Origin of the sequence: Pseudomonas sp. M30-35 (genome assembly GCF_002163625.1) — a bacterium.
Taxonomy (GTDB): domain Bacteria; phylum Pseudomonadota; class Gammaproteobacteria; order Pseudomonadales; family Pseudomonadaceae; genus Aquipseudomonas.
Genome location: NZ_CP020892.1, coordinates 4,752,030 through 4,765,785 on the forward strand (window position 1 = coordinate 4,752,030; position 13,756 = coordinate 4,765,785).

Here is a 13,756-nt window from a genome sequence, read left to right on the forward strand (position 1 = left end):
AATTTCTCATGCCGAGCCTAGACGCCCTCGCCGAACGACTTTCGACCTACCTCGGCCACGACCAGGTCAATTTGGTCCGCCGAGCGTATTACTACGCTGAACAAGCCCACGACGGCCAACGCCGGCGCAGTGGCGAAGCCTACGTCACGCATCCGCTGGCGGTGGCCTGCATCCTTGCTGAAATGCACATGGACCATCAAAGCTTGATGGCCGCAATGCTGCATGACGTAATCGAAGACACCGGTATCGCCAAGGAAGCCCTGCAAGCGCAGTTTGGCGAGTCCGTAGCTGAACTGGTTGATGGGGTCAGCAAACTGACCCAGATGAACTTCGAGACCAAGGCTGAAGCTCAAGCTGAAAACTTCCAGAAGATGGCCATGGCCATGGCGCGCGATATTCGCGTGATTCTGGTCAAGCTCGCTGACCGCCTGCATAACATGCGCACGCTTGAAGTGCTGTCAGGCGAAAAACGCCGGCGCATTGCCAAAGAAACCCTGGAAATTTACGCCCCTATCGCGAACCGTCTCGGCATGCACAGCATGCGCGTGGAGTTTGAGGACCTTGGCTTTAAAGCCATGCACCCGATGCGCTCCGAACTGATTCGGGCCTCGGTCAGGCGCGCGCGCGGCAACCGCAAAGAGATCGTTAACAAGATCGAAGAGTCACTGGTGCACTGCCTGGAGCGCGAAGGCCTCGAGGGCAACGTACTTGGTCGCGAGAAACACCTTTACGGCATTTATCAGAAGATGCGCGGCAAACGCCGAGCCTTCAACGAAATCATGGACGTTTACGCATTCCGTATCGTGGTTGATAAAGTCGATACCTGCTACCGCGTGCTCGGCGCTGTACATAACCTGTATAAACCATTGCCCGGTCGCTTCAAGGATTACATCGCGATCCCCAAGGCCAACGGCTACCAGTCGCTGCATACCACGTTGTTCGGCATGCATGGTGTGCCAATCGAAATCCAGATTCGCACCCACGAAATGGAAGAGATGGCCAACAACGGCATCGCCGCCCACTGGCTGTATAAATCCAATGACGACGAACAACCCAAAGGCACGCATGCACGCGCTCGTCAGTGGGTTAAAGGCGTATTGGAGATGCAGCAACGGGCGGGCAACTCGCTGGAGTTTATCGAGAGTGTGAAGATCGACCTCTTCCCGGACGAGGTTTACGTCTTCACCCCGAAAGGTCGCATCATGGAGTTGCCAAAAGGCTCCACGGCAGTCGACTTCGCCTACGCGGTGCATACCGACGTCGGCAATACCTGTATCGCCTGCCGTATAAATCGTCGCCTCGCGCCATTATCTCAGGCGCTTGAAAGCGGCTCGACGGTTGAGATTGTTAGCGCCCCTGGCGCACGGCCGAACCCTGCGTGGCTTAACTTTGTGGTCACTGGCAAAGCCCGCACCCATATTCGTCATGCGCTTAAACAGCAGCGCCGCTCCGAGTCGATCAGCCTTGGCGAGCGCCTGCTCAATAAAGTACTCGCCAGTTTCGAGTACGACCTTGAGAAAATCCCAGCAGAGCGCATTCAGCATGCGCTCAGTGAATACAAACTTGAGGTTATTGAAGACCTGCTCGAAGACATCGGCCTGGGCAATCGCATGGCCTACGTGGTCGCTCGCCGCCTGCTCGCCAGCGACGGTGATGAACTGCCGAATACCGAAAGCCCACTGGCGATCCGCGGCACCGAAGGCTTGGTTTTGAGCTACGCCAAGTGCTGCACGCCAATTCCGGGCGATCCAATTGTCGGCCACCTCTCGGCGGGCAAAGGTATGGTTGTGCACCTTGAGACCTGCCGCAATATCGGCGACGTTCGCAATAACCCGGAAAAATGTATTCAGCTGTCGTGGGCGAAAGATGTCACCGGCGAATTCAATGTTGAGCTACGCGTTGAGCTTGAGCACCAGCGCGGCCTTATTGCCTTGCTGGCGAGCAGCGTGAACGGTGCGGACGGCAACATCGAAAAGATCAGCATGGATGAACGTGATGGTCGCATTAGCGTGGTACAACTGGTGGTCAGCGTGCATGACCGTGTGCACTTGGCCCGCGTGATCAAGAAGCTACGCGCACTCAAAGGCGTCATGCGCATCACCCGCGTCAAAGCTTAAGCCCACACTACCCACACTATTTGTTGCATGCAGGCGCCAGCCTATTTCCATTCACAAGGAGCATTCCATGAGCAAAAGCGTAATCACCAGCGACAAAGCACCAGCTGCCATCGGCACTTACTCGCAGGCGATCAAAGCGGGCAACACCGTGTACATGTCCGGTCAAATCCCGCTCGACCCAAAAACCATGGAGCTGGTTGAAGGCTTTGAAGCCCAGACCGTTCAGGTGTTCGAGAACCTCAAATCCGTTGCTGAAGCTGCAGGCGGCACATTCAAGGACATCGTTAAGCTCAATATCTTCCTGACCGACCTGTCGCACTTCGCCACCGTTAACGAAGTGATGGGCCGTTATTTCCAGCAGCCATACCCGGCTCGCGCTGCAATTGGTGTTGCGGCCCTGCCAAAAGGTTCGCAGGTTGAGATGGATGCGATTCTGGTTATCGAATAAGTCCAGACACTGCTCATGGCCAGCGCCTATACTGGCCGTGAGTTGATCACCCCCGCTTAACAGCCCTTATCCAACGCCTGCAAAATCGCCGCATAGCCCTGTTGATAAGTCGCATACTCTGGCTTCCAGCCCAAGGCTTTAGCCCGTGCATTGCTGCAACGTTTACTCCCCGCACGACGCACCCTCGACTCTTCAGCCCAATGGCTGACACCTAATTGCTGACGCAACCAGGCAACCACTTCATGCAGTGGCGCGGGCCCATCATCAACTCCGATGTAGCAATCCTGCAGCGCTACGCCATTCGCATCTGATTGCAACAGAAACGCCAGCAGGCCGGCCGCATCATCGACATGAATGCGATTGCCATAGAGTGGCGGCTCACTCGTCACCCGGTAGCCCTGACGCACTTGATTGAGCAGCCACTCACGGCCCGGACCATAAATACCGGTTAGACGCACTACAGTTGCGGCAATAGCTGAGTCCCAAACCAGTTGCTCAGCCTCACGCATAACCTTGCCTGAAAAGCCTGTAGCCTCAGCGGCAGATGCCTCATCGACCCAGCTGCCGTCCTGTTGACCATAAACACCGCTACTCGATACAAACAGTAACCGCTTGGGTGTTTGCCCGTGCTGCGCCAACCAAGCCAGGACATGACGCAAACCATCAATATAGGCGGTTCGATAGCCCGCCTCATCGTGCACAGTAGCGGCTGCGCTATAAACCACGTAATCAAGCGGCCCTGATGGCCAGTCGGTTGGGCACTGATCAACACTCAAGTCGCCCGCCACCGGGATGATCGACCCAGGTAATGCCTCCACCGAACGGCGCAAACCATAGGCTGTCCAGCCCTCGGTAGCGAGTCGCAAAGCCAAACGCGTTCCTACATCACCGCACCCGGCGACCAACACTTTCGGTAATGCCATTACATCAATCTCCATATTTTATTCGCCTCGCAGTTTAGCGCTGTTGGTTCCACGCATTGCAAAGGCTATGCTAAGGCGCAACTTAATGGATAAACACTATGACCCTGACCGAACTGCGCTACATCGTCACTCTCGCCCACGAACAACACTTCGGCCGCGCGGCTGAACGCTGCCACGTTAGCCAGCCAACATTGTCTGTCGGCGTGAAAAAGCTCGAAGACGAGCTTGGCGTGTTGATATTCGAGCGCAGTAAAAGTGCGGTTCGCCTGACTCCAGTCGGTGAAGGCATTGTCACCCAAGCGCAAAAGGTGCTTGAGCAAGCTCAAGGTATCCGTGAATTAGCCCAAGCAGGTAAAAACCAGCTGGCCGCGCCATTGAAAATTGGCGCTATCTATACCGTCGGCCCCTACCTGTTCCCGCACCTGATCCCGCAACTGCACCGTGTTGCGCCGCAGATGCCGCTTTATATCGAAGAAAACTTCACCCACGTGCTGCGCGACAAGCTGCGCACCGGTGAACTGGATGCAGTGATCATCGCCCTGCCTTTCCAGGAAGCCGATGTCCTGACCCTGCCGCTCTACGATGAGCCATTCTATGCGCTGCTGCCCGCCGGGCATCCATGGACCGAGCTTAAAAGCATCGACAGCAAGCTGCTCAACGATAAGAGCCTGCTCCTGCTTGGCGAAGGACATTGCTTCCGCGATCAAGTGCTGGAAGCCTGTCCGGCGCTGCGCAAAGGGGGTGACAACAATGCCAAGCACACCACGGTTGAGTCCAGCTCACTGGAAACGATCCGGCACATGGTCGCCTCTGGTCTTGGCGTATCGATTCTGCCGCTCTCGGCAGTCAACAGTCACCACTACGCGCCGGGCGTGATTGAAGTACGACCACTGGCAGCACCCGCGCCATTTCGTACCGTTGCAATTGCCTGGCGCGCCAGCTTTCCACGGCCGAAAGCAATTGAGATTGTTGCTGACTCGATTCGCCTTTGCTCGGTGGTCAAACCGCAGGCGTCAAACGAGTAAGGATTGGCATGACGGAGTTAGCAGCGGTTTCAGTCACCGCACTGAAAGGCGTTGGCGCGGCGCTGGCTGAAAAGCTGGCGAAGGTCGGCCTGGAAACGCTCCAGGACGTATTGTTTCACCTGCCGCTGCGCTATCAAGACCGCACTCGCATCGTACCGATTGGCGCCCTGCGGCCCGGTCAGGACGCCGTGGTTGAAGGCGTGGTTGCAGGCGCGGATATCGTCATGGGCCGCAGCCGCAGCCTGCTGGTACGCCTGCAAGACGGCAGCGGCACCCTGAGCCTGCGCTTTTACCATTTCAGCCAAGCACAGAAAGAAGGCCTGAAACGCGGCACCCATGTGCGTTGCTACGGCGAGGTTCGTCCAGGCTCATCAGGGCTGGAAATTTACCATCCGGAATACCGCGCCACCTCTGGTACAGAACCGATTGCGGTCGAACAAACTCTGACGCCTATCTATCCGTCGACCGAAGGGCTGACCCAACAACGCTTGCGCCAGCTCAGCGAACAAGCACTTGGCCGCCTTGGCCCGCACAGCCTGCCTGACTGGTTGCCACCGGCGCTCGCTGATGAGTACCGGCTACAGCCGCTGGACCAAGCCATTCGCTACTTGCACCGACCACCGCCAGATGCCGATCTCGAAGAACTTGCTGAAGGCCGGCACTGGGCGCAACATCGCTTGGCATTTGAAGAGTTACTGACCCACCAACTATCACTGCAACGGTTGCGCGAAAGTTTGCGCGCACAGCAAGCGCCTGAATTGCCGGTGGCGACACGCTTGCCCGCCCTGTTTCTCGATCAACTGGGCTTCCAACCCACTGGCGCTCAGAAGCGCGTAGGCGCAGAGATTGCCTACGACCTGGCGCAACCTGAACCCATGTTACGGCTGGTTCAGGGCGATGTTGGTGCGGGTAAAACCGTGGTCGCCGCATTTGCGGCATTGCAGGCACTGGAAGCGGGTTATCAAGTCGCGCTGATGGCGCCGACTGAGATTCTCGCCGAGCAACACTTTATCAACTTCAGCAAATGGCTCGCACCGCTGGGGCTTGATGTCGCATGGCTGGCCGGTAAGCTCAAAGGCAAAACGCGGGCCGCAGCACTGGAGCAAATAGCCAGTGGCGTGCCCATGGTTGTCGGCACACACGCCCTGTTTCAGGATGAAGTGAAGTTCGCCCGCCTCGCTCTGGTAATTATCGACGAGCAACATCGCTTTGGCGTGCAGCAGCGCTTGGCACTGCGTCAGAAAGGCGTAGGAGGACGCATGTGCCCGCATCAGTTGATCATGACCGCAACCCCCATTCCGCGCACGCTGGCGATGAGCGCCTACGCCGACCTCGACACCTCGATCCTCGATGAGCTGCCGCCCGGGCGAACCCCGGTGAATACCGTGCTGGTGGCTGACAGCCGCCGCTTCGAAGTCGTCGACCGGGTTCGCTCAGCCTGCAATGAAGGGCGCCAGGCATATTGGGTGTGCACCTTGATCGAGGAATCCGAAGAACTCACCTGCCAGGCGGCAGAAACCACCTTTGAAGACCTCTCAGCAGCACTCGGCGGTTTGCATGTTGGCTTGATCCATGGCCGCATGAAACCCAGCGAAAAAGCCGCAGTGATGGACCGTTTCAAACAGGGGCAATTACAGTTATTGGTCGCAACAACGGTGATCGAAGTTGGCGTTGACGTGCCTAATGCCAGCCTGATGATTATTGAAAACCCCGAGCGTCTAGGTCTCGCTCAATTGCACCAACTACGCGGTCGGGTAGGTCGCGGCAGTGCAGCGAGCCACTGCGTGCTGCTTTATCACCCGCCGTTGTCGCAAATTGGCCGTGAACGCCTGGGCATCATGCGCGAAACTAGCGACGGCTTTATCATCGCCGAAAAAGACTTGGAATTACGTGGCCCGGGTGAAATGCTCGGCACGCGTCAAACTGGCTTGCTGCAGTTCAAAGTCGCAGACCTGATGCGAGACGCAGATCTGTTGCCTGCGGTCAGAGACGCGGCCCAGCATTTATTGCACGACTGGCCAAATCACGTCAGCCCGCTGCTTGAACGCTGGCTGCGCCACGGCCAACAATACGGCCAAGTTTGACGACAAGTGGTGTAGCGTGTTGTGACACGGCCGATACAATGGTCATGGTCGATGACGCCCGTCCCCCGGCGTGCCAACACCGTTGAACTACATTTGTTGTTTTTACACGCGCATTAATGTCGGATTTTCTAATGAACGAAGCTAGCACCGCACTCGACAACCTGCCGCAACCGCCTTTGGTTATCGCGCAATTTCTGCAAAAGCTTGGGGTGACATTCAACGTTCGCCGTAAACTCAACAACCTGCCTGCGGCACAATGTGTCCAAGCCGTAATGCTGGAGGATGCAGTCGGCCCGTTGCTGGTCCTGTTCAGCCAAGACCAATTACTCGACCTAAGCCGCCTGGCGGATCTGACTGGGCGCAAGCTGGTGACCGTTACCGCCGAACGCCAGCAGCGCATGCTCAGCAAGCACGGGCTATCAGAGCTCCCCGCATTACCGCCCTTGCTCAATTCGCCGTGTCTCTATGATGACCGCTTACTCAAAGCGCCTTCGGTGTTTATCGAATCGGGGCAAAGTGGCGTGTTGCTGGAAATTGCCCGTGCCGATTTGCAAGTTCTGCTAAGCAAATCCAGCGCGGCTTTACTCGGTGAGCCGCTAAAAAACATCAAGCTCAACCTCGACCGCCCCGACGACGACCGCAGCGAAATCACTCAAGCAGTGCAAGCATTCACGGCAAGACGTATTCAACAACGCCTTGAGGAAACCATCGAGATTCCACCGCTGCCGGAGTCCGCACAAAAAATCATCAAATTACGCGTCGACCCCAACGCAACTATCGATGACATCACCGGCGTAGTCGAAACCGACCCGGCGCTCGCCGCTCAGGTAATAAGCTGGGCAGCCTCGCCCTATTACGCCGCACCCAGCAAGATTCGTTCAGTTGAAGACGCCATAGTCCGCGTTCTGGGTTTTGATCTGGTGATCAACCTGGCGCTGGGCCTTGCCTTGGGTAAAACCCTAAGCCCACCAAAAGACCAGCCACAGCAATCGACGCCTTACTGGCATCAAGCAATTTATACTGCGGCGGTGATTGAAGGTCTGACCCGGAGCATGCCGCGCGCTGAACGCCCCGAATCAGGTCTGACCTACCTTGCAGGCCTGCTGCATAATTTCGGTTATCTGGTGTTGGCGCATGTGTTTCCGCCACACCTGTCGCTAATCTGCCGGCACATTGAGGTCAATCCACACCTGACTCACAACTACGTCGAACATCACCTGCTGGGCATCAGCAGTGATCAGATCGGTGCATGGTTGATGCGCTCATGGGACATGCCAGAAGAACTGGCTAATGCTCTGCGTTTCCAGAACGATCCCGACTACAACGAAGCTAATGCGGCCTACCCAAGGCTGGTAAACCTGGCCGTGCACTTGCTGCGCAATCGCGGAATAGGTTCTGGGCCGTGCTCCGAAATACCGCAAAGCCTGCTCGACTCGCTGCAGATCAATCGCGATAAAGCTGAAACAGTGGTCAGTGAAGTACTGGCAGCCGAAGTAGCCTTGCGTGAGCTGGCCTCGTTGGTTCACCCCACACACTAGCTTGACGGGCGCAACACAGCCATCATGAAGGGCCTTAACAGCCCTTCTTTGATGTGCGACTCAGGGCAACTGCGCGCGCCGTTGGGCAAACAGTTCCGGCAATGCCTGCATTGTGCTGTCTAGCAACTGCTTGACCGATTGCTGCTCATACAAAGCGGCATATTCGTTGACTTCATCGCTCGGAATACGTCGATAGGCAAACAGCATATAGCTCTCGACAGCTTGCTGGCTTGAGGCATGCAACGCTTGCTGATGTTCAACAGTTTTAGCGCTCAGCGCCTGTTCATCCAAACTCTCGCCACGGGCTTTAAGCGCCATAAGCGCTTGGGTCTTGCCCGACTCATAACGCAGTAAAGTGGCCATTTGCGTGGTGCGGGCGGCGCTGTCGAGACGCCGCACCAGCGCCAGTCGGCTGGCTCTTGGTGGACGCTCAGCCAGTTGCTTGCGGTATTCGCTCAACTGCTCCGCGCCATTGTCTGCAACCGCGCGTTCAGCCAGAGTGAAGTGCTTGGCCAGCGGGCTGCTGAGTAATTGGCGGGCCTGTTCCAGTTGCGCGGAATCAATCTGGGTTGAAAGCTTCTCCGCCAGATCGGCACAGAGCTTTTCACCGTCAAACAGTTTATCAACCTGGGCGCGTTGCTTGTCATCCAGACCACGCTGCATCAAAGGCAATGTTTGATCACACAGCAAACTCACACCAGACAACTCAAATACTGCGGCGAAAGCCTCAACTTTTGCCGGTGCGGCGTGAGTCAAAGGCGCAATAGCCAGTAACAGCAGGGACAACCAAATACGCATTAGGCAGCTTCCAAGAGCATAGATTTGAAGCTCAAGCGATGGCTGTACGCCATGCCCAAGGAACTCAACAACTAGTGCACACTACCTAATGCTGGAACTGGCGACCAGACTCGGTACTGACAAATGCTATTCAGCTCGCCTTTTTCTCACTACCTGGTTTTTTCGGTACTAAGTATTTGGTCAGGCCCTGGAACCAGATGACTAGCGCAGGATTGCCTTGAATCTGGATATCCTTGTTCTGGATACCCTGCATAAAGGCCAACTGTTTGTTCTTGGCATTCATGGTTGCAAAACCATAGGCGCCATCTTTGAAGCCGAGCGCAAATGCAGGCTCAACGGCTGGGCCACGCTTACTGGTAATACGCTGGTTTTTTACAATGTAGTGACGGGCAATTTTGCCGTCCAGGGTATGCAACTGAAACACCATATCGCGGTCGACGAGCTGCTCTTGAAACTTGGGATTGTCGCGACTTGCCTTAGCCATCAGGCGGCCCAGCATCCACAGCAAAAAACGGAACTTCATGCGCACAGCCTCGATATTCGAAAGATTCGGCGGCGCATTGTAGCGGTTTGCAGCAAGGACTACATCCGGTCTAAAGCGTGGACAATATTGCCGTCACAAAACGGCTCGAGGTGCGATATCCGGGATATCGTAATGAAACCGATCGCTTATTCTTTTGATTGTTAAGTGAAACCTCGCTTCGATATTTTTATGTGCTGCAGATAGCACAAAGCCCCGAATTACGGGGCTTTGCAAAACTTATCAACAGAAGATAAAACGATTATCTAGCCGTTTACCGCATCTTTCAGAGACTTGCCCGGCTTGAAGGCTACGGTATTGCTGGCTTTGATTTTTACAGGCTCACCAGTTTGTGGATTTTTACCCGTACGGGCTCCACGATGGCGCTGTATGAAAGTACCAAAGCCGACCAAGGTCACACTGTCTTTACGGTTCAGTGCACCGGTGATTTCTTCAAGCACGGCGTTAAGTACACGATTTGCCTGATCTTTACTCAGATCAGCTTTTTCCGCGATTGCGGCGGCGAGTTCTGGTTTACGCATAGTTGCCCCTTTGACGGTTTGTTTTTGTTGTGTCCGTGCTGCTCCAAGAGCAGCGCCCAAGGCGCCGCAACAGCTCTGCGCTGCGGCAGACACAAGGAGAATGGCATGCGTTTAGGAGCAGCGCCAGTACTGATCGGCAGTTAAGCCAAGCAATTTTGTGGCGTAACCGACAGATCGGCTGTTATTTACGCCAACAGGGCTGGAAGGGCCTTATTTAGAGCCAGTTTTTCTTGCACGGCCGTACCGGTTAACGCGTAACCCAGCAGCGCTCCAGACGAATCATGACAGAGTGCTTTGATGTCAGAACCACTGCCTTCAACAGTCCACTCGCCGTGCTGACCAAACGGTGGAGGCGACACAACCAAAGGACACGCTGGGGTTTTAACCGTCACAGGCATGGCGCCGTAGCTGACCGATGTCGGATTACCTGCCAGAGTCTGCGCCAAGGCACGTGCGCAGGTCATAAGTGGCATGACGTAGAGCAAATTCAAACCATCGACCTCAGCGCAATCGCCCAAGGCATAGATATTGGCGTGGGACGTCGCTAACTGGCGATCAACCATGACACCGCGATTGACCTGCAACCCAGCGGCGGCAGCGAGTTCAGTCCGCGGGCGCAAGCCAATCGCAGAAAGCACCAGATCGCACTCGATTACGGTGCCATCAGACAAATGCGCCTCAAGCGCTGTTGCCTTGTGGTTGAGGCTGGCCAATACCGGCCCAAGATGAAAACGTGCGCCAAGCCCTTCAAGTGCGGCCTGCACAGCTGTAGCAGCGGCTGGGTGCAACAGGCTCGGCATAACCTGCTCACAAGGGGCGACCAACTCTACTTGATAGCCACCCAGCGTCAGGTCATTGGCAAATTCACAGCCAATCAAACCAACCCCCATTATGAGCACACGCTTTTTTCCAACCGAGTTGCTGCGGAACTTGGCGTAATCCTCAAGATCGTTAATCGGGTAAATAGCGTCTTGCGCATCACCCTCAACCGGCACCCGAATCACCTGGGCGCCGCACGCCAAAACCAGGTCGCGGTATACAATCGCTTCCTCACCGACCCACAATTGCTTGTGGCCGGCATCAATGCCGGTGATGCGAGTATGGGTCCGCACTTCAGCATTGAGTTGTTCGGCCATTGCGCCTGGCTCGGCCATGCTCAAGCCGTCTGCATCTTTATTCTTGGCAAAGCCGGTCGAAAGCATTGGCTTTGAGTACGAGCGACCGTCATCAGCAGTAATCAACAGTAAAGGCGTTTCGCTATCAAGCTTACGAAACTCGCGAGCCAAGTTGTAACCGGCTAGCCCGGTACCGACGATAACCACAGGTGCGCTCATACGATATTTCCTTAGTTAATGCATGCCGCGCTTGAGCGCCGCGTCGAGTAGCTGCTTGATGATAGAAAAGGCAGCATACAGATTGCTGCTTGTGCCTGTACGCGGCGCAAATGATTAATGCCACACGACCTTAACCAATTATTGGTCACGCTCCAAATCAAACGGAGTGGCACCTAAAAAGCTGCCAAAAAAAACGGTGACCGGATGGGTCACCGCTTTGTTTAAAACGCGGGTCAGCGCAGAACCCGCAAGATGATTCAGCGCTGGCGGTAGATTAATCGATTTCGATCATCTCGAAATCAGCCTTGCCTACACCGCAGTCTGGGCACAGCCAATCTTCAGGCACATCTTGCCACAGCGTTCCTGGCGCAATGCCTTCATCCGGCCAGCCCAGACGCTCATCGTAAATCAGGCCACATACCACGCACTGCCACTTCTTCATATCAACCTCAGGTGAATCTCACGGTTATGCGCGGCAAACTACCGTAAATGTGCCAGTGCGCCAAGCCGTTGACCGACAATTACCCGCGTCTATGCGGCCAACTTAAGTTTAGACCTGCCCGGCAAAAGACGGGCAGTAAACGCTCTATATCAAGGATTAACCCGCTGCCATCAGTGGATCGCTGATGCCGATACCGTACATCGCAATCATTGTCAGGCTACCGGCTGCCAAGAGGTAATACAGGGTTGGCAATATGGTCTTGCGCATGGTGATGCCCTCACGTCCCAGCAATCCGACAGTTGCAGACGCTGCCACCACGTTGTGAATGGCGATCATATTACCTGCTGCGGCACCAACCGATTGTGCGGCAACCATCATAGCCCCAGAAACCCCGAGCAAATGCGCAGCGTTGAACTGGAACTGCGAAAGCATCAGGTTGGACACAGTGTTTGAACCCGCAATGAACGCACCCAAACCACCCACTGCCGGGGCAAAGAATGGATAGATACTGCCCACGCTATCAGCGACCAGTTGCGCCATAGCGACTGGCATCGATACCAGGTCGGAACCGTTGACGCCCGAGTTAATCAAAATACGCACCATCGGGATGGTGAAGATCAATACGAAACCGGCGCCCAGAAGCGTGCGGCTCGACTCACTCAGCGCGGCTTTCATTTCACTGAAACGCATGCGGTGCAGGAAGAATGTAACCAAGACCACCATGCACAGAATGCCGCCGGGCAAGTACAAAGGCTCCAGCGTACCGGAGACGCCTGTTTCGCCCAGAATATCCTTCCAGCCAAAACTTACCGACAACAATGCGGCTTTAAGTTCTGGGAAAACCCGTGATGCCACCAAAAATATCGCCAGCAGCAGGTACGGCGCCCAAGCCATACGCACAGAAATCGGCGCTTTACCGGCCAAGTCCTCGATTTTCATCTCTAACTTACCCATCCACTCGGCTGGCCAGTCTTTGGCCTCAGCAAAGTCCCAGGCTTGTTTAGGCAGGAGGAAGCCCGCTTTAGCAGCTGGGATGACGATGGCCAAACCAACCATTGCCCCGATCATTGACGGGAATTCCGGGCCGAGGAAGACGCCAGCAGCCATGTATGGAATGACGAAGCACAGGCCGCAGAAGATGGCGAATGGCGCCATCACCAAACCTTCTTTCCAAGACTGATTTTTACCGAAGAAGCGGGTCATGATCGAAATCATGATCAGCGGCATGAGAATACCAATGAGGCCGTGGGTGATAACCACACGCGAGACGATCATCTGGAAGAAGACGTCCCAGTTGCTGCCCAAAGTGATCAATTGCTCGCTAAGACCGGCCTTATCCAAACCGCCAGTAACCCCCACCAGCATTGGCGTACCAACCGCACCGAATGACACCGGCGTCGATTGCACCATCATGCCCAGAACCACCGCGGCCAACGCAGGGAAGCCCAGCGCGACCAGCAACGGTGCAGCGACTGCTGCCGGAGTACCAAAGCCCGAGGCCCCTTCGATAAAGCAACCAAACAGCCACGCCACGATCAACGCCTGCACCCGACGGTCCGGGCTAATGCCGGAGAAGCCGCGGCGAATGGCGCTGATACCGCCCGAATGCTTGAGGGTGTTCAACAGCAGGATCGCACCGAAGATAATCCACAAGATAGCAGCAGTCAGAATCAACCCCTGCAAGCTTGAGGCAACGATCCGGACAACGGACATGTCCCACGCCGAGAGACCAATGATTGCGGTGAGGATAAAAACCACGGGCATTGCGTATTTGGCTGGCCAGCGGAAGCCAATCAGTAATACGCCCGCAAGTATCAATGGCACAAAGGCCAATATGGACAACAGTGTTTGACTCATTAGGTTGGTTCCTTGTTTTTTTTGTGAACCACATATTTTCCGGGTCTTACCCGGCGCCACGCACTTAGCCCCGCGTGGTCTACGCAGGACTATGTGGCGTCGACCCCAGCGTATAGCCGAGGTCGGCG

12 protein-coding genes are annotated in these 13,756 nt (G+C 55.6%); 5 read left to right on the forward strand and 7 right to left on the reverse strand.

What is annotated here, in order from left to right; translation table 11 throughout:
• Positions 1 to 8: 8 nt before the first annotated feature.
• Both spoT and B9K09_RS21750 read left to right on the forward strand, forming a co-directional pair.
• Entirely contained in the window at positions 9 to 2,117 is a 2,109-nt protein-coding gene (gene spoT / locus B9K09_RS21745) for a bifunctional GTP diphosphokinase/guanosine-3',5'-bis pyrophosphate 3'-pyrophosphohydrolase (RefSeq protein WP_087518764.1), read from the forward strand.
• A gap of 67 nt (positions 2,118 to 2,184) precedes the next feature.
• On the forward strand, positions 2,185 to 2,565 hold the full coding sequence (locus tag B9K09_RS21750) for a RidA family protein (protein WP_087518765.1): 381 nt from the start codon (positions 2,185 to 2,187) through the stop codon (positions 2,563 to 2,565).
• A 56-nt stretch (positions 2,566 to 2,621) separates the two neighbouring features.
• Here B9K09_RS21750 and B9K09_RS21755 read toward each other — a convergent pair whose 3' ends face one another.
• Positions 2,622 to 3,488: an NAD-dependent epimerase/dehydratase family protein gene (locus B9K09_RS21755; RefSeq protein WP_087518766.1), complete on the reverse strand. Its 867-nt coding sequence runs from the start codon at positions 3,486 to 3,488 to the stop codon at positions 2,622 to 2,624.
• 98 nt (positions 3,489 to 3,586) lie between these two features.
• On the opposite strand from B9K09_RS21755, the gene B9K09_RS21760 reads away from it, so the two are divergent.
• The 3 genes from B9K09_RS21760 (at position 3,587) to B9K09_RS21770 (ending at position 8,135) form a co-directional block, all read left to right on the forward strand.
• The gene (locus B9K09_RS21760) at positions 3,587 to 4,513 is read left to right on the forward strand and encodes a hydrogen peroxide-inducible genes activator (RefSeq protein WP_087518767.1); all 927 of its coding nucleotides are present in this window, start codon (positions 3,587 to 3,589) and stop codon (positions 4,511 to 4,513) included.
• Positions 4,514 to 4,521: 8 nt separating this feature from the next.
• A complete protein-coding gene (gene recG / locus B9K09_RS21765) occupies positions 4,522 to 6,597 on the forward strand; it encodes an ATP-dependent DNA helicase RecG (protein WP_087518768.1) in 2,076 nt (691 codons plus the stop codon).
• 131 nt (positions 6,598 to 6,728) lie between these two features.
• On the forward strand, positions 6,729 to 8,135 hold the full coding sequence (locus B9K09_RS21770) for an aminoacyl-tRNA deacylase and HDOD domain-containing protein (protein ID WP_087518769.1): 1,407 nt from the start codon (positions 6,729 to 6,731) through the stop codon (positions 8,133 to 8,135).
• A 60-nt stretch (positions 8,136 to 8,195) separates the two neighbouring features.
• Here B9K09_RS21770 and B9K09_RS21775 read toward each other — a convergent pair whose 3' ends face one another.
• The 6 genes from B9K09_RS21775 to B9K09_RS21800 all read right to left on the reverse strand — a co-directional run bounded on the left by B9K09_RS21775 (position 8,196) and on the right by B9K09_RS21800 (position 13,628).
• Complete coding sequence (locus B9K09_RS21775) at positions 8,196 to 8,933, reverse strand: hypothetical protein (protein WP_087518770.1); 738 nt, start codon at positions 8,931 to 8,933, stop codon at positions 8,196 to 8,198.
• A 130-nt stretch (positions 8,934 to 9,063) separates the two neighbouring features.
• Complete coding sequence (locus B9K09_RS21780) at positions 9,064 to 9,456, reverse strand: helicase (RefSeq protein WP_087518771.1); 393 nt, start codon at positions 9,454 to 9,456, stop codon at positions 9,064 to 9,066.
• Positions 9,457 to 9,719: 263 nt separating this feature from the next.
• Positions 9,720 to 9,995 (reverse strand): HU family DNA-binding protein, encoded by a 276-nt coding sequence (locus tag B9K09_RS21785; RefSeq protein WP_087518772.1) that lies wholly within the window; start codon positions 9,993 to 9,995, stop codon positions 9,720 to 9,722.
• 185 nt (positions 9,996 to 10,180) lie between these two features.
• Positions 10,181 to 11,329 carry an NAD(P)/FAD-dependent oxidoreductase gene (locus B9K09_RS21790; RefSeq protein ID WP_087518773.1) on the reverse strand — a complete coding sequence of 383 codons (1,149 nt, stop codon included), beginning with the start codon at positions 11,327 to 11,329 and terminating at the stop codon, positions 10,181 to 10,183.
• Positions 11,330 to 11,603: 274 nt separating this feature from the next.
• On the reverse strand, positions 11,604 to 11,771 hold the full coding sequence (locus tag B9K09_RS21795; protein WP_087518774.1) for a rubredoxin: 168 nt from the start codon (positions 11,769 to 11,771) through the stop codon (positions 11,604 to 11,606).
• A 156-nt stretch (positions 11,772 to 11,927) separates the two neighbouring features.
• The gene (locus B9K09_RS21800) at positions 11,928 to 13,628 is read right to left on the reverse strand and encodes an L-lactate permease (RefSeq protein ID WP_087518775.1); all 1,701 of its coding nucleotides are present in this window, start codon (positions 13,626 to 13,628) and stop codon (positions 11,928 to 11,930) included.
• Positions 13,629 to 13,756 lie beyond the last annotated feature (128 nt).

Bases quoted from the DNA above. Each gene is read 5' to 3' on its own strand.
- B9K09_RS21785 (WP_087518772.1), bottom strand. From the start codon at position 9,995: ATGCGTAAACCAGAACTCGCCGCCGCAATCGCGGAAAAAGCTGATCTG.
- B9K09_RS21760 (WP_087518767.1), top strand. From the start codon at position 3,587: ATGACCCTGACCGAACTGCGCTACATCGTCACTCTCGCCCACGAACAA.
- spoT (WP_087518764.1), top strand. From the start codon at position 9: ATGCCGAGCCTAGACGCCCTCGCCGAACGACTTTCGACCTACCTCGGC.
- B9K09_RS21795 (WP_087518774.1), bottom strand. From the start codon at position 11,771: ATGAAGAAGTGGCAGTGCGTGGTATGTGGCCTGATTTACGATGAGCGT.
- B9K09_RS21770 (WP_087518769.1), top strand. From the start codon at position 6,729: ATGAACGAAGCTAGCACCGCACTCGACAACCTGCCGCAACCGCCTTTG.
- B9K09_RS21755 (WP_087518766.1), bottom strand. From the start codon at position 3,488: ATGGCATTACCGAAAGTGTTGGTCGCCGGGTGCGGTGATGTAGGAACG.
- B9K09_RS21790 (WP_087518773.1), bottom strand. From the start codon at position 11,329: ATGAGCGCACCTGTGGTTATCGTCGGTACCGGGCTAGCCGGTTACAAC.
- recG (WP_087518768.1), top strand. From the start codon at position 4,522: ATGACGGAGTTAGCAGCGGTTTCAGTCACCGCACTGAAAGGCGTTGGC.
- B9K09_RS21775 (WP_087518770.1), bottom strand. From the start codon at position 8,933: ATGCGTATTTGGTTGTCCCTGCTGTTACTGGCTATTGCGCCTTTGACT.
- B9K09_RS21750 (WP_087518765.1), top strand. From the start codon at position 2,185: ATGAGCAAAAGCGTAATCACCAGCGACAAAGCACCAGCTGCCATCGGC.
- B9K09_RS21780 (WP_087518771.1), bottom strand. From the start codon at position 9,456: ATGAAGTTCCGTTTTTTGCTGTGGATGCTGGGCCGCCTGATGGCTAAG.
- B9K09_RS21800 (WP_087518775.1), bottom strand. From the start codon at position 13,628: ATGAGTCAAACACTGTTGTCCATATTGGCCTTTGTGCCATTGATACTT.